This is a genomic window from Massilia mucilaginosa (assembly GCF_011682145.1).
Lineage (GTDB): Bacteria > Pseudomonadota > Gammaproteobacteria > Burkholderiales > Burkholderiaceae_D > Telluria_A > Telluria_A mucilaginosa.
The window spans coordinates 122,325-136,598 of the sequence record NZ_WHJH01000001.1 but is presented as its reverse complement, the minus strand read 5'-3'; the positions used below and the strand labels follow the sequence as shown (position 1 = coordinate 136,598).

General features: G+C 64.8%; 13 protein-coding genes and 1 tRNA gene. 6 read left to right on the top strand and 8 right to left on the bottom strand.

Features of this window, described 5'->3' with window-relative positions; genetic code table 11:
• Positions 1 to 43: 43 nt before the first annotated feature.
• The 6 genes from F2P45_RS00630 to F2P45_RS00605 form a co-directional block, all read right to left on the bottom strand.
• The gene (locus tag F2P45_RS00630) at positions 44 to 1,024 is read right to left on the bottom strand and encodes a GGDEF domain-containing response regulator (RefSeq protein ID WP_166869845.1); all 981 of its coding nucleotides are present in this window, start codon (positions 1,022 to 1,024) and stop codon (positions 44 to 46) included.
• 134 nt (positions 1,025 to 1,158) lie between these two features.
• Positions 1,159 to 4,149 (bottom strand): hybrid sensor histidine kinase/response regulator, encoded by a 2,991-nt coding sequence (locus tag F2P45_RS00625; RefSeq protein WP_187367121.1) that lies wholly within the window; start codon positions 4,147 to 4,149, stop codon positions 1,159 to 1,161.
• Positions 4,146 to 5,210 (bottom strand): cobalamin-independent methionine synthase II family protein, encoded by a 1,065-nt coding sequence (locus F2P45_RS00620; protein WP_166869844.1) that lies wholly within the window; start codon positions 5,208 to 5,210, stop codon positions 4,146 to 4,148. The genes F2P45_RS00625 and F2P45_RS00620 overlap by 4 nt, the downstream gene beginning before the upstream one ends.
• Positions 5,211 to 5,345: 135 nt before the next feature.
• Positions 5,346 to 6,173 carry a response regulator gene (locus F2P45_RS00615; protein WP_166869843.1) on the bottom strand — a complete coding sequence of 276 codons (828 nt, stop codon included), beginning with the start codon at positions 6,171 to 6,173 and terminating at the stop codon, positions 5,346 to 5,348.
• A gap of 164 nt (positions 6,174 to 6,337) precedes the next feature.
• Positions 6,338 to 6,670, bottom strand: coding sequence for a hypothetical protein (locus tag F2P45_RS00610; RefSeq protein WP_223164649.1), 333 nt, complete (start codon positions 6,668 to 6,670; stop codon positions 6,338 to 6,340).
• Entirely contained in the window at positions 6,657 to 6,857 is a 201-nt protein-coding gene (locus F2P45_RS00605) for a hypothetical protein (RefSeq protein ID WP_166869841.1), read from the bottom strand. Before F2P45_RS00605 ends, F2P45_RS00610 begins: the two co-directional genes overlap by 14 nt.
• Before the next feature lie 208 nt (positions 6,858 to 7,065).
• Here F2P45_RS00605 and F2P45_RS00600 point away from each other — a divergent pair, with 208 nt between their 5' ends.
• The 4 genes from F2P45_RS00600 (at position 7,066) to F2P45_RS00585 (ending at position 11,847) form a co-directional block, all read left to right on the top strand.
• Entirely contained in the window at positions 7,066 to 7,293 is a 228-nt protein-coding gene (locus F2P45_RS00600; RefSeq protein ID WP_166869840.1) for a hypothetical protein, read from the top strand.
• A 131-nt stretch (positions 7,294 to 7,424) separates the two neighbouring features.
• Complete coding sequence (locus F2P45_RS00595; RefSeq protein ID WP_166869839.1) at positions 7,425 to 9,329, top strand: TOL_0244 family TonB-dependent receptor; 1,905 nt, start codon at positions 7,425 to 7,427, stop codon at positions 9,327 to 9,329.
• A 14-nt stretch (positions 9,330 to 9,343) separates the two neighbouring features.
• On the top strand, positions 9,344 to 9,958 hold the full coding sequence (locus tag F2P45_RS00590; RefSeq protein WP_166869838.1) for a TOL_0243 family YfiR-like periplasmic protein: 615 nt from the start codon (positions 9,344 to 9,346) through the stop codon (positions 9,956 to 9,958).
• Positions 9,958 to 11,847: a sensor histidine kinase, YfiR-like protein-associated gene (locus tag F2P45_RS00585; protein WP_166869837.1), complete on the top strand. Its 1,890-nt coding sequence runs from the start codon at positions 9,958 to 9,960 to the stop codon at positions 11,845 to 11,847. Before F2P45_RS00590 ends, F2P45_RS00585 begins: the two co-directional genes overlap by 1 nt.
• 74 nt (positions 11,848 to 11,921) lie before the next feature.
• On the opposite strand, the gene F2P45_RS00580 is transcribed toward F2P45_RS00585, so the two are convergent.
• On the bottom strand, positions 11,922 to 12,461 hold the full coding sequence (locus F2P45_RS00580) for an FxDxF family PEP-CTERM protein (RefSeq protein WP_229504867.1): 540 nt from the start codon (positions 12,459 to 12,461) through the stop codon (positions 11,922 to 11,924).
• Between the two features lie 431 nt (positions 12,462 to 12,892).
• Positions 12,893 to 12,969, bottom strand: a tRNA-Arg gene (locus F2P45_RS00575).
• Positions 12,970 to 13,148: 179 nt separating this feature from the next.
• Here F2P45_RS00575 and F2P45_RS00570 point away from each other — a divergent pair.
• The gene (locus F2P45_RS00570) at positions 13,149 to 13,667 is read left to right on the top strand and encodes an SRPBCC family protein (protein ID WP_166869835.1); all 519 of its coding nucleotides are present in this window, start codon (positions 13,149 to 13,151) and stop codon (positions 13,665 to 13,667) included.
• A gap of 40 nt (positions 13,668 to 13,707) precedes the next feature.
• Complete coding sequence (locus F2P45_RS00565; RefSeq protein ID WP_166869834.1) at positions 13,708 to 14,274, top strand: YceI family protein; 567 nt, start codon at positions 13,708 to 13,710, stop codon at positions 14,272 to 14,274.

The window sequence follows — 14,274 nt, the reverse complement described above, 5'->3', positions numbered from 1 at the left end:
GATGGCGCGGACAGCAGGCGCCCGGCGCCCGCAATCGGAGATGTCAGCGCCGTGGCGCCACGCCCAGCTTGTCCTGCACCAGCGGCGTGGCCGGCGTGGCCGAGGTCGCGCAGAACCGGTTCTTGCCGCCGCGCTTGGCTTCATACAGCGCGTAGTCGGCAATGCTGATCAGCGCTTCCACCGTCTCGGCATCGTCCGGATAGATACTGATCCCGATACTGGTCGACAGCCGCAAGGTCAGGTCGTTGATGAAAAACGGCTCCGACACCGCCTCGACCAGCTTGGCCGCCGGTCCGTGCGCATCGGCCAGGCCCGACACTTCGCCGAGCACCACCATGAATTCATCGCCGCCGAGGCGCGCCACGGTATCTTCCTTGCGCGACGAGGCCACCAGCCGCTGCGCGACAATCTTCAGCACTTCATCGCCATACGCATGGCCATAGGTGTCGTTGATCGCCTTGAAGCCATCGAGGTCGAGATACATGATCGCGGCCTTGTGATGGTTGCGGTTGGCGTGCTGCAGGGTGGTTTCGATACGGTCTTCCAGCAGGCGCCGGTTCGGCAGCCCCGTCAACGGGTCGTGCAGCGCCAGTTCCTGCTGCGCGCGGCTGTACTGCGCCAGTTCCTTGTAGAGCAGGCGCACTTCGAGCATGTTATGGATGCGCTTGTGCACTTCGAGCAGATCGAAGGGCTTGCTGATGAAGTCGCGCGCGCCAGCTTCGAGCGCGGCAATCTTGAAGGTGGGCTGGGCGGTGAGCGCCAGCACGGGCAGATAACCGCCCTGTTCGATTTCTTTCAGGCCCTTCATGACCTGGAAGCCGTTCATGCCGGGCATCTGCAGGTCGAGCAGGATCAGGTCGTAGCAGTGCTGGCGGTGCAGCGGACAGACTTGTTCGGGGAGCATAGTCGAGCTGACGCAGTTGTATCCTTGTTCGCGCAATATCTCTTCCATCAGTTCGATATTGTCGGCCGAATCGTCTACAACCAGTATTTTTGCGTTCAGTATGTCTTCTCGGCTTGGCATACATTGTCTCGGTCAAGGCGGAGGGGCGTGCGGCAAAAGTGCACGCGCGATTTTAATATGTTGCTAGTGTAACAGTGTATCGAACATTTCTTGTAGGACAGCGCCGCGTGCGCCGGTAGGACTCCCATTGTAGGCTAATGAGGCGCATTCCCAGCCATCGTGGCAACTGTGGCGATCAGTTCGCTCGGCTCGACCGGCTTGGCGATATGCGCCATGAATCCCGCTTCCAGCGCGCGCAGCCGGTCTTCCGAGCGTGCAAACGCGGTCAGCGCCACCGCCGGCACGTCGCCGCCGCCGGCGTGGCCGAGCGCGCGCACTTGCGCCAGCAGCTCGAAGCCGTCCACGTCCGGCATGCCCAGGTCGCTCACCAGCAAGTCCGGCGGCGACGCCCGGAACTCGGCCAGCGCATCGGCCGCGCTGGCCGCCGTGCGCACCGTGGCGTTGCAGTCAGATAATATCCGACGGATCAGGTCGCGTGCGTCCGGTTCGTCGTCAACTACCAGAACATTCAGGTGCGACAGGTCGCGCAACAGAATGTCGGGTGTGAGCGGCGCCGTCGGCAGGGTGGGGGCGCGGCCGGTGCGCGCGGCCGGGCTCTGGCGGTTGGCGGCAGGCAACTCGATGGTGAAGGTGGCGCCGCGCTCCTCGCCGGCGCTGTCGGCGCGCACCGTGCCGCCGTGCTGCTCGATGAGGTGCTTGACGATCGACAGTCCCAGCCCCAGCCCGCCGTGCTTGCGGGTGGTGGAGGCGTCGCCCTGGCGGAAGCGCTCGAACACGTGCGCCATGAATTCGGGCTTGATGCCGACGCCCGTGTCGTGCACGGAAATTTCGACATGGCCGTCGACGGCGCGCAGTGCGATGCGCACCATGCCGTCGCGCGCGGTGAACTTGATGGCGTTCGAGAGCAGGTTCCAGATCACCTGCTGCAAGCGGGCCGGGTCGCCGGCGATCATGCCCACGCCCGGGGCGACGATTTTGTCGAGGCGGATGTTCTTGGCGTCGGCCGCCGGGCGCACCGTTTCGATGGCGGCGTCGATGAACACCGTGGGCGAGACGGTCTGCATGTCGAGCAGCACCTTGCCCGAGGTGATGCGGCTCATGTCGAGCAAGTCTTCGATCAGCTGGGCCTGGGCGCGCGCGTTGCGCTCGATGGTTTGCAGGCCGCGCTGCAGGTCGGCCTGGTCGCGGCTGCCGCGCCGCAGTACCTGGGCCCAGCCCAGGATCGCCGAGAGCGGTGTGCGCAGCTCGTGCGACAGGGTGGCCAGGAATTCATCTTTCATCTGGCTCGTGCGTTCGGCTTCGGCGCGCGCCGAGCGTTCGCTCTCGAGCAGCACCTTGCGTTCTTCGGCCGCGTGCTGGGCCGCTTCGTACAGGCGCGTGTTGTCGATCGCCACCGCCGCCTGGGCCGCGATGCCGCCGACGATGCGCTCGGTGCGCTCGCTGAAGATGGCCGTTTCGGGGTGGCTGAAGAACAGGCTGCCCAGCACCTCGCCCGAACGGGCGATGACCGGCACCGCCAGGTAGCTGCGCACCCCGGCCTGCTCGTCGGCCAGGCCGCCGTGCGGGGCGAACGCGGCGTGGCGCGGATCGGTGCGGATGTCATCCGAGCGCAACACCTCTTCGCCGCGCAGCTTGGGCCCGAACAGCGCACTGGTGCGCAGCTCGCCGTCGGTGTCGAATTCGGGCGGGGGCGCCCCGGCCACGGTGTGCAGGGTGAACAGGTCGCCGTCGTTATCCTTGCCATGGTAAAAGAAGACGCCGAAGCGGGCGCCGCTGATGCCGGTGGCGGCGTCGGTCACGGTTTGCAGCAGCGAGCGCAGGTCGCGCTGCGAGGCCAGCGCGCTGCCGGTGCTGTTGAGCAGTTCGAGCACGTTCGATTCGTCGCGCAGGGCTTGCTGCACGCGCTTGACCTGGTCGACGTCGGTATTCGTGCCGAACCAGCGCACCACGTGGCCGAGGCGGTCGCGCACGGCGTTCACGCGCGTGAGGAACCAGCGGTACTGGCCGTCGGCGCCGCGGATCGGGAATTCCATCTCGAACGGATTGCCGGTGCGGATCGATTCGTGCCAGCGCTGCAGCATTTGCGGCAGCACGTCGGGGTCGTGCGTCGATTGCCAGCCCCAGCCCACCATCTGGTCGGGCGTGGTGCCGGTGTATTCGTACCAGCGCTTGTTGAACCAGACGATGGCGCCGTCGGCCTGGGCCATCCAGGCCAGCTGCGGGATCGAATTGGCCAGCGCGCGCAGCACTTCCTCGCTCTCGCGCAGGGTGTCTTCGGCGCTCTTGCGGGTGCTGATGTCCTGTACCACGCCGGTCATGCCCAGCACGTTGCCGTCGCGGTCGTAGTCGGCGCGCCCGACCACGGCGATCCAGCACTGGTCGCCGTCGGGCCGGTCGACCCGGCATTCCATGTTCAGGTCGGTATGCTGGGCGAAGGCTTGCAGGAATTCGGTGCGCGCCATGTCCTTGTCGCCGTCGTGCAGGCGTTCGCGCAGGCTGTCCCAGGGCAGCGGGGTCTCGGGCGGCAGGCTGAAGATGTCGGCGGCGCGCGCGCCCAGGGTCACGCGGTCGGCGCCGGCGTCCCAGCGCCAGTCGCCCAGGCGCCCGGCCGAGAGCGCCACTTGCAGGCGGCTGCTGCCGTCGAGCAGGGCTTGTTCGTCGGACTTGCGCTTGCTGATGTCCTGGAAGTACACGGTCAGGCCGTCGTCGGACGGGTAGGCGCGCAGGTCGAACCAGCTGCCCAGGCTCGGGTAAAAGAATTCGAAGCTGACTGTTTCCTGGGAATCCATGGCGCGCCGGTACTGCGCTTCCATGCCGCTGTCGCGCAGTTCGGGGAACTCGTCCCAGATGACCCGGCCCAGCAGGGCCTCGCGGGTTTTGCCGCGCGCCGACAGCAGTTGCAGCGCGCGCGCGTTGATGTAGGTGATGCGCCAGCTGCGGTCAACCGCGCAAAAACCGTCGGTCAGGCTTTCAAGCATGTTTTCCATGCGCGTGTTGGCCTGGCGCAGGGCGTCCTTGGTTTCGCTCAGTTCTTGCTGGGCACGCTCGCGCGCGGCCAGCACGCTGCTGGCGTTGCGCAGCGCCACGGAGCGCATCAGCTCGGTTTCGTCGCGGTCGTCGTTCACATGCGCTCCCGCAGGATGGTACTGGCCAGCGCGGTGCCGGCCACGCGCGCGGCGATCTTGGCGAAGGCCGTCTCGCGGCTGGTGGAACGGTCGTCGCAGAAGGGCGAAAAGCCGCAGTCGTCGGTGCTGCCGAGCTGGGAAGGGGCGATGAACTCGGCCGCCTGCAGGATGCGGTCGCGCACCAGTTCGGGCGTTTCGATGCGCGGATCGATCGGGTCGATCACGCCGATGAAGACGCGCTGGCCCGGCCTGATGTGTTGGGCGATGATCTTGAGCGCGCGCACCGGGTCCGGCTCGCGCGCCATGGCGATGTAGAAATTGCCGGCTTTCAGTTCAAACAGGCTGGGCAGGAGCTCGGCGTAATCCACGTCAAGGCTGTGGGTCGAGTCGTGGTCGGCGCCGGGGCAGGTGTGCACGCCGATCAGGGCCTGCTCGGCGCTTGAAAAACGGTTCAGCGCCAGGTTGTTCAGGTCGATGAAGCTCGACAGCAGCTCGCCGCTCGGATCGAGCTTCATGGCCAGCCGGCCTTCGGTGAAGTCGACCTGCACCTTGTGCGCGCCCTGCTCGAGGCAGCGCCGGATTTCGGTCTCGTGCTCGCCCAGCAGATCGTCGATGAACTGGTCGCGCGAGTAGCCGGGCAAGCCTTCGGACGGGTACATGAGCGACAGGGCCGAGGGCGAAATGACGGCCTGCTTGACCGCCACCGTGGCGTAGCGCCGCGCCAGCTTGAGAAAGCTGTCGGCGTAGCGTTCGTAGCGGAACGGGGCGCGCATCAGGCGCGGCATGCGGCGCGTGTGGCCGTCCGCGAACGGGATCTGGAAGCCGTCCGGCGCGGTGTTGGGCGAGCCGTGCACGCAGTAGGTCAGGAAGTTGTGGTATTTGCGCTGCTCGCCATCGCTGATGACGGGCGAGCCGGTCGCTTCCATGCGGGCGATGGTGTCGCGCACGGCGTCCTCGTACAGGGCGTCGAGTTCGCTGTCGCTGAGCGTGCCGCTTTCGACCGCGGCGATCAGGGCCGCTGGCCGAGGAATGCTGCCGATTGGCTCGGTGGGAATCATCATCTGTCTGTCGGCAATCGTGAAGGGATGGGTGGGGTCGGCCCCGCAACGTCTCCTGCGCACTGCATCGGGTGGCGCCTTGCGATTCTAGCCGACCGGCGGCGCATCGCACCACACGCTAGGTACCTTGAGTCCCGATCATACTCCGCCGGGAAGCCGCTGGGCGATTGTCGCCAGTGCTGCTTGCAGCTGTTCAAGTTCGTAGGGTTTTTGCAGCGACTGGTGCGCGAACTCGACGTGGCGCAGCAGGGCGTCGCCGTAGCCGGACGCGAAGATCACGTTCAGGCCCGGATACAGGCGCACCGCTTCGCGCGCCATGTCGACGCCGGACATGCCGGGCAGGCTGACATCGGAGAACAGCACGTTGTAGCTGCTCTGCGCCATCAGTGCCAGCGCGTTCTCGGCGTCGCCCACGCCGTCGGCTTCGTGGCCGAAGGCCTTGAGCATCTCGACCACCAGGTACTGCGAGTCGAGGTTGTCTTCGACCACCAGGATGCGCAGGCCGTCGGCCGGGGCGGGCACGCTGGCCGGCGGCGCGCTCGGGGTCACGGCGCACAGCACGCCGCCGACGGTGTCGCCATCGCGCACCGGGGTGAAGTGGAGGTCGTAGTCGGCCGATGCGAGCGCGCCGTCGCGCACGAAGGCGAGGCGCTGGCGCTCGAGCCGCACGACATTGCCGGCGAGGGCGTCGTCGAGGGTAGCGGGGCTGGCGGCGAGCGGGGCCGGCCAGACCGCGGGTATGCGGCCGCCCGGCGCGCGCGGGTGGCGCGGACCGGCCAGGTCGGCGTAGGCATCGTTGAACACGATGACGCGGCGCGGACCCCACACCAGCAGCATCGGCAGCGGCGTGTTGAGGAGGATGTCGACGCACAGGCGCAAGGTGCCGGGCCAGGTCTCTGGCGCGCCAAGGTCGGTGCCGCTCCAGTCGGTGCTGGCCACTCCGGCGCTGTTACCAGATGCGTGCATGGGTAGGCTGTTTCATGAAAGATGGATAAGATGAAGTTGTAGAAACGAAAACGTGAGCGAATCGTACACCAAATGAGGTGGAATGGGCCTTTTTGCTGCGGGGGAGGGGGCCGTGCGACGCCGGTCGGATGGATGGGTGTAAACGCACGAGGCCGCAGCTTTCTTCAAGCTGCGGCCCGCACAAAACGCGCCCCGACCGGTCGGCAATGAACCAGGCGCTCGCCAACGTCAGCGAGCGCCATCGCCGCTTCGCGCAGATCGATGGTCAGGCTCAGGTCATAATGCGGGGAGTTTGCCGACTCAATGACGATACCTTTGACGCGCATCGGGATGAGCTGCGTACCGTGGACAAGGTGGACCACCGAGCCGATCGTCAGCGATCCCTCAATGAGCTTCCCATCCAGCACTCCAGCCTTTGCCCGAGGAAATTTGCTGATGCCAGTGATGTCGAACGCAAACGGCACGGGATGCGCCGCAATGTCGTCAGGCGCCCGCATCGCGGGGAGACATCCCGGCAACGCGCCCTTCACGGATGGCCTGCCGGATATGCTCGTCAGTGCGCTTTGGCGTGATCGCCGGATCGTCGACACGGACAAGTTTGCCGCGACGGCTGCGAAAGATATCGCGCAGAAATGCTATCTCAGGAGCGATGCCGGATGTTTTCAAGAATGCGTCAATTTTCATGGCGGAAGTAAGCTGGCGCTTGCTGATGCGAACACTTGGCGTACAGGCAAAAAAAAGCCCGCTCAGAGAGCGGGCTGAATCTATTTTCTTGGAGGAGAATAGAGGAGACAGATGCAGTATGCTGCGGTGCGGTAAATAAATCTAATTGATGTTTGTGATGTCAGTTATTTGTTCTGTTTATAGCTCAAACACAAACAAGGGGTGATTCATGGCAAGTATCGTCAAGCACAGGAAAGTCAACATCGTCGTGCTCGAGCAGGATGAGCCGATCGGCGAGCACTGCAAACCGGGCGACATCGCCATTTCCGCCGCCGCGGACGGCTGGTGGACCAGCTTTATCGGCGAAGACGGCGCGGTCGACAGTTACGATATTCCCTATCCCAGTTACCTGGAAGCCTTGTGGGCGGCCAAGGCGGCGGCGGAGTTCGGCGTGTGAGACAGCGTGGTCCGCGCCGACGCGCAGCCGGTGTCGGCAAACTGCCACGACAAGCAAGAAACCAACGGTAACGAATAGCTGTTAACGTGCGCTGCTTTGTGCATGACAGAAAATGTTCTACGATAGCAAGCATGCGTAAACTGCCATTTCTGACCATTTCCGTCGTATGCGCCGGCTTGTTGCATGCCGCTGGCGCGCGTGCGGAAGTGGAGCAGTTGTCCCTGCTCGATTTTTCGCTGGAGCAGTTGTCGGACATCGTGGTCAGTTCAGTGTCGCGCCAGCCGACCCGCCTGGCCGACGCCCCCATTTCGCTGTATGTGATCGCCGGCGGCGATATCGAGCGCGCCGGCGCGCGCACCCTGCCCGAGGCGCTGCGCCTGGCGCCCAACCTGCAGGTGGCGCGCAGCGACGGCGCCAGTTACGCGATCACCGCGCGCGGCTTCTCGACCACCATCGAAAACAAGCTGCTGGTGCTGATCGACGGGCGCAGCGCGTATTCGCCGCTGTTTTCCGGGGTGTTCTGGGATGCCCAGGATGTGGTGATGGAAGACATCGAGCGCATCGAAGTCATCAGCGGTCCGGGCGCGACCATCTGGGGCGCCAACGCGGTCAATGGCGTGATCAACATTATCACGCGCAACGCCGCCAGCAGCCAGGGGCTACTGCTGTCGCTGGACGGCGGCCGCCTCGAGCGTGGCGCCACAGTGCGCCAGGGCGGCCGGCTGGACGACGGCGGCGCTTACCGCGTGTACGCCAAGGCCATCGAGATCGACGACTATCCCGATGCGCCCGGCGGCGGCATGGAGCGCCGCCAGGCTGGCTTTCGCAGCGACTGGAAGCATGGCGCCGGCGCCGCCAGCCTCAGCGCCGACCTGTACCGCACCAGCGTGCACCGGCGCGGCGGGGCCGAGATGCGCGGCAGCGGCGCCAACCTGCTGGGACGGGCCAGCGGCACCCTGGGCGATGGCAGCGACTGGCGGGTCCAGGCCTCGCTCGACCATACCGAACGGGTGCAGGACGGCAGCGGCGCCCAGCGCCTCGATATCATCGACCTGGAGTTGCAACACGGCACCCACCTTGGCCGCGTCCACAGCGTGCAGTGGGGCGGCGGCTACCGGCATGCCTGGGACCGGGTCAAAGGCGGCACCGCGCTGGAGTTTTTTCCTGCAGACAAGGATCTGCGCTGGGCGAATGTGTTCGCGCAGGATAAGATACAACTGAGCAGTACCCTGCGGATGAGCATTGGAGTCAAACTGGAACACAATACGTACACCGGCACGGAAACGCTGCCAAGCATGCGCATGGCGTGGAACGCCAGTCCCACCAGTGTGCTGTGGGCGGCGCTGTCGCGCAATGTGCGCGCGCCGTCGCGCTTCGACCGCGATCTCCACGTGCGCAGCGCCAGCGGCGGCTACAGCATCGCGGGCGGGCCGGACTTCGTCTCCGAAACGGTGCGCGTGGCCGACATCGGCTACCGCGCCCAGCCGCTGCCCAGCCTGTCGTATTCGCTGACCGCCTTCGCCAGCGATTACGACCGCCTGCGCACGCTGGAACCGCGTCCGCCCGGGCCGGGTCCGGCGCAGCCGGCCGCACAGTTCGCCAATCTGGGCGAGGCCACTACGCGCGGCCTGGAATTCTGGGGCCGCTGGCAGCCGCTCCCGCGCTGGCGCCTGGTGGCCGGCCTGGTGCTGCAGGATATCGACGCCGGCCTCGACCCCGCCAGCCGCGACGGCTCGGCCGCGCTCGGCATCGGCACCAACGATCCGAGCAGCTACTGGTCGCTGCGTTCCTCGCACGAGCTGTCCGATTCCTTGCAGGCCGAGCTGGCGCTGCGCCGGGTCGGCCAGTTGCCGCAGCCGATGGTGCCGGCCTACTACGAGCTCGACGTCCGCATGGCATGGCAGCCGCGTCCGGACCTGGAGCTGGCGCTGGCGGGCCGCAACTTGCTGCACGCCGCGCACGCCGAGTTCGGCCCGCCCGCCACGCGCCGCATGATCGGGCGCGCCGTGTCGCTCCAGCTGAGCGCGCGGTTTTGAGCGCGGTATTGGCCATGCCGCCCCGCGCATCGAGCGCCGCGCGCCGCCTGCCGCCGCGCCTGGCCGCGTGGGCCATGCCGCTGCTGCTGGGACTGTCCATGGGGCTGGTGCTCACGCCGCCGCTGGTGCGCGCCGCGCTGCCGGCCGGCGGCGCGGTGCTGCCCGAGCGCAGCATCAAGGCCGCCTTCCTGTACAAGTTCCTGGGCTACGCCGAATTTCCGGCCTCGGCTTTCGCGGACGCCGGCGCGCCGCTGGTGATCGGCGTGGCCGGCGCCGACGAGCTGGCGGCCGACCTGGCGCGCATCGTCGCCGGGCGCGCGGTGCAGGGCAGGCCGGTGCTGGTGCGCCCGCTGCGCGAGCACGACCCGCTTGCCGGGGTGCATCTGCTGTTCATCGGCGGCGAGGACCCTGCGCGCCTGCGCGCGGCACTGCGCGCGATCGGCGCCATGCCGACCCTGGTCGTGACAGAATCGCAACAGGGACTGCAACAAGGCAGTGTCATTAACTTCAGGATCGTCGAAGAGCGCGTGCGCTTCGATGTCTCGCTGGAAGCGGCCGACCGTAACAGCGTCAAGCTCAGTTCGCGCCTGCTGACAGTGGCCAATCACGTTCACAAGGGAGCACCGTGATGCAACACGATAGCGGCTCCGTCCGTAGCAAACTCATCCTCATGGCCGTCTCGACCACTTTCGTGGCCCTGCTGGCGGCCTCGATCGCCATGCTGCTGTACGACCTGCGTACCTTCCAGCGCTACTGGGTCGACGACCTGATGACCCAGGCCGACATCATCGCCAGCGTCAGCGCCCCGGCGCTGGCCTTCAACGATGCCAGGAGCGCGCAGCAGAACCTGGCGGTGCTGCGGGTGCGCCCGCAGATCCTGTCGGGCGCGCTGTACACCAGCGCCGGGGTGCGCTTCGCGTCCTACACGCAGGGCTCGCTGGAACCGTCGTATCCGGTCAAGCCGGGGCGGCCCGGCTACACCATCGACCATGGCGAGCTGGTGGTGTACCACAACATTGTCGATAATGGCGAGGTACTCGGCACGGTGTACCTGCGCGCGCGTTTCGGGCTGGTCGAGCGCATGCTCAATTACGCGGCGATTCTCGGCATCGTACTGCTGATCTCGCTGCTGATCGCGGCCCTGGTGGCATCGCGCTTGCAGCAGAGCATCACGCGGCCGCTGCTGGCGGTGACCAATGTGGCGCGCGAAGTGATGCAGCGGCGCGACTTCAGCCTGCGCGTGCCGGGCAATAACAGCGGCGAAATCGGGGTGCTGGTGGCCGCTTTCAACGACATGCTGGCCGAAATCGGACGCCGTTCGCATGCCTTGCAGGAAGCCAACCTGACCCTGGAACATGAAATGCAGGTGCGCCACCGCGCCGAGGAAGCGCTGCTGGTGGCCGACCGCCGCAAGGATGAGTTCCTGGCCACCCTGGCGCACGAGCTGCGCAATCCGCTGGCGCCGATCCGTACCGGGCTCGACATCCTGCGCATCCGCAGCGGCGACGCCCAGGCCACCCAGCGCGCCACCGACATCATGGAACGCCAGCTGCGCCAGATGGTGCGGCTGGTGGACGACCTGCTGGATGTCTCGCGCATCAACACCGGCAAGTTCGCCATCAAGATGGGCCGCGTCGAACTCAAGGCGGTGGTCAACGATGCGCTCGAAGTGGTGCGTTCCTACATTGAACTGCACGGCCACGAACTGGCGATCGACCTGCCGGACCGGCCGGTGTTCCTGCACGGCGACGCCACGCGGCTGGCGCAGATCCTGTCGAACCTGCTCAACAATGCCGCCAAATACACCAACCGGGGCGGGCGGGTCGCCTTGAGCGCGCGGGTGGAAGAGCGCGACCTGGTCATCCAGGTGGCCGACAACGGCATCGGCATCGCGCCCGACATGCTCAACCACGTGTTCGAAATGTTCGTCCAGGTCGACTCGACCCTGGAGCGCACCAATGCCGGCCTGGGCGTCGGCTTGTCGCTGGCGCGCCGCCTGGTTGAGTTGCATGGCGGCAGCATCGAAGCGCACAGTGCCGGCATCAACCGCGGCAGCGAATTCATCGTGCGCCTGCCGATCGTGGTCGAGCCCGAAATGCCGACCAAGACCAGCCCGGCCGCCTTCATGACCTCGGAAACCTACAGGATCTTGCTGGCCGACGACAACGTGGATTTTGTGAACAGTATCGGGGCCTTGCTCTCGGCCATGGGGCACAGCGTGGTGATCACCCACAACGGGCCGGATGCGCTGACGGCGGCGGCGCGCTTTTGCCCGGATTATGCGTTTCTCGATATCGGCCTGCCGCAGATGTCGGGCTACGACCTGGCGCGCGGGATCCGGCGCCTGTCGTGCGGGCAGATGACCTTGCTGATCGCGGTGACCGGCTGGGGCCAGGAAAAGGATCGCCAGCTGGCGTTCGAGGCCGGGTTCGACCATCACATGGTCAAGCCGGTGCGCTTCGAGCAGATCGAGGAGATTCTCAGCAACCGCAGCGTGATCAAGAAGGTGCGCAGCTAACTTAGCCCTGAGCCGCTGGAGAAGGGACGAAAAAAAACGGAAGCCGAAGCTTCCGTTTTTTTCGGCTAAGCAAATTACGCTTGCTTGGCTGCCTTGCGGCGACGCGCCAGGAAACCGAGCACGCCCAGGCCTGCCAGCATCATGCCGTAGGTTTCTGGTTCTGGTACTGGTGCCAGCATCACGGTGCCGCCGAAGCTGCCGCCGGTGCCCGAAACCATCTTGCCGCTGACCTGCAGGTAGTAGCTACCGACGTCCAGGTTGTCAGCGCGCAGGCTCCAGATATCGACGGCGCCAGTGCTTTCCATGGTGCCGCTGGTGATCAGGCTGCCGGCGTTGCTGAACAGGCTCAGGCCGGTGATGTCCAGGCCGGTCGACGCATTGCGCGTGATCGACGACACGATGGCGTCGAAGTCGTGATCGACGGTCGTGATCGCGAAGCGGAACTTGTCGGCGAAGGTGTTGTTTTGGTTGTTCAACAGGAACGAGCTGCCGAAATTGGCAGTATTGTCCAGCACAGCCAAAGCTTGTGGGTTGTTGGAAATGTCAGCAGCGAATGCCGCCGTCGAACCGAGTGATGCGGTTGCCAGGACAGCCGCAGCAATCAGGGATTTCATATGTTTCATAAATGTTACCTCGTAAGAAAGAATCAGCCGTGCAAGACGGCCTGGTTATCAAGACTCGGGGAGCTTCATGCTAGCAAAGGCGCGTTCAAAATCGGCATTCCGGCACAACGTGCGCGCAACACCTCAGCATTCTTGCATCGTCAAATTAATTACTCCCCTATAAGTCCATTTTTACATTTTCATAGAGGAGCGCGTCCGATTCTAATGCAAATATACAAAGATTACCAAGCTATTGTATTGACTGTAGGCCAATACCTACACAAACTCGCGCCGATCTCCTTGGAAGAGTGCGCTTCTTCGTTCAACGTGCTCAGCCGAGGTGATTCGTTAAAGTGTAAGAGAGTGTGACACTACAACAAAGTGTTGTAGGAAAAGAAAAAAGGCCTGAAGATTGCTCTTCAGGCCTTTCAACTTACGAATAATGGTGCGGCTGGCAGGAATTGAACCCACGACCCCTTGGTTCGTAGCCAAGTACTCTATCCAGCTGAGCTACAGCCGCGAAAGACAAGATTATAGCAACGATTTCGCGAATGTCAAAGTTCCCTGAGTAAAAAAATGCGCAGGCCCGCACCGTCCCGGCCGGGCATGGGATGCGAGCGGTGCTTGACCCGGATCGCCGTGCAATGCTAATTTACCAACAGCTTCATTCACCCACCGGTTCAGCACAGGAGCAACGCCATGACCAGCCCGGATTCCACTGTCGATTTCCACCTCACGCGCGTGTTCGACGCCCCGCGCGCCCTTGTATTCAAGACCATGACCGAGACCGAACACCTGCAGAAATGGTGGGGGCCGCAAGGCTGCGCCATCGAGGTGATCCGCCATGAGCCGCAGGCGGGCGGGGTATTCCACTATTGCATGCGCTTCGGCCCCGGCGTGGAAATGTACGGCAGGTTCGATTACCGCGAGATCGCGCCGCCGGAGCGGCTGGTATTCGTCAACGGCTTCGCCGACGCCGAAGGCAATCGCATACATTACGCGATGAGTCCCACATGGCCGCTGGAAGTGCTCAATACGGTCACCTTGAGCGAAGATGCCGGCAAGACCACGCTGACCCTGGTGTCCACGCCGCTCGACGCCGGCGCCGTCGAGATCGAGACCTTCAAGTCCGGCCACGCGTCGATGCAGCAGGGTTTCGGCGGCATGTACGATGTGTATGCCCAATACCTGGCGAGCGTGCGCGCCGCACAAGCCTGATTAACGTTTCCGCAACCTGAGGCAGTTACCGTTACCATTCATGAAAAAACTACTTTTTGTCCTGCTGGCCGGCATCGCCAGCGCCGCACTGGCCGCGCCGGTCAGCTACCAGATCGATCCGACCCACACCTTTCCCAGCTTCGAAGCCGATCACATGGGCGTGTCGGTCTGGCGCGGCAAATTCAACAGCAGTTCGGGGAAGGTGTCTCTGGACAAGGCGGCCGGCTACGGCATGGTCGATATCAGCATCGACCCGGCCAGCGTCGACTTCGGCCATGACGTACTGAATAAATGGGCGGCCGGTCCGGAACTGTTCGATGTGGCAAAGTTCGGCGCGGCGCGCTACAAGGGCAAGCTGACCGGTTTCAAGGAAGGCGCTCCGACCCAGCTGCAAGGCGAGCTGACCCTGCATGGCGTGACCAGGCCGGTCAACCTGCAAATCAAGAGCTTCAAGTGCATCCCGCACCCGATGCTCAAGCGCGAGATGTGCGGGGCGGATGCCTACGGCAGTTTCAAGCGCGATGAGTTCGGCCTGACCGCCGGCAAGGAATACGGCTTCAAGATGGATGTCGATCTGCGCATCCAGGTAGAAGCCGTGGCCGACTAA

What these genes read in the sequence shown, in the direction of transcription:
- F2P45_RS00630 (WP_166869845.1), bottom strand. Translation starts at nt 1,024, where the DNA reads ATGCCAAGCCGAGAAGACATACTGAACGCAAAAATACTGGTTGTAGAC.
- F2P45_RS00620 (WP_166869844.1), bottom strand. Translation starts at nt 5,210, where the DNA reads ATGATGATTCCCACCGAGCCAATCGGCAGCATTCCTCGGCCAGCGGCC.
- F2P45_RS00615 (WP_166869843.1), bottom strand. Translation starts at nt 6,173, where the DNA reads ATGCACGCATCTGGTAACAGCGCCGGAGTGGCCAGCACCGACTGGAGC.
- F2P45_RS00610 (WP_223164649.1), bottom strand. Translation starts at nt 6,670, where the DNA reads ATGCGGGCGCCTGACGACATTGCGGCGCATCCCGTGCCGTTTGCGTTC.
- F2P45_RS00605 (WP_166869841.1), bottom strand. Translation starts at nt 6,857, where the DNA reads ATGAAAATTGACGCATTCTTGAAAACATCCGGCATCGCTCCTGAGATA.
- F2P45_RS00600 (WP_166869840.1), top strand. Translation starts at nt 7,066, where the DNA reads ATGGCAAGTATCGTCAAGCACAGGAAAGTCAACATCGTCGTGCTCGAG.
- F2P45_RS00595 (WP_166869839.1), top strand. Translation starts at nt 7,425, where the DNA reads ATGCGTAAACTGCCATTTCTGACCATTTCCGTCGTATGCGCCGGCTTG.
- F2P45_RS00590 (WP_166869838.1), top strand. Translation starts at nt 9,344, where the DNA reads ATGCCGCCCCGCGCATCGAGCGCCGCGCGCCGCCTGCCGCCGCGCCTG.
- F2P45_RS00585 (WP_166869837.1), top strand. Translation starts at nt 9,958, where the DNA reads ATGCAACACGATAGCGGCTCCGTCCGTAGCAAACTCATCCTCATGGCC.
- F2P45_RS00580 (WP_229504867.1), bottom strand. Translation starts at nt 12,461, where the DNA reads ATGAAATCCCTGATTGCTGCGGCTGTCCTGGCAACCGCATCACTCGGT.
- F2P45_RS00570 (WP_166869835.1), top strand. Translation starts at nt 13,149, where the DNA reads ATGACCAGCCCGGATTCCACTGTCGATTTCCACCTCACGCGCGTGTTC.
- F2P45_RS00565 (WP_166869834.1), top strand. Translation starts at nt 13,708, where the DNA reads ATGAAAAAACTACTTTTTGTCCTGCTGGCCGGCATCGCCAGCGCCGCA.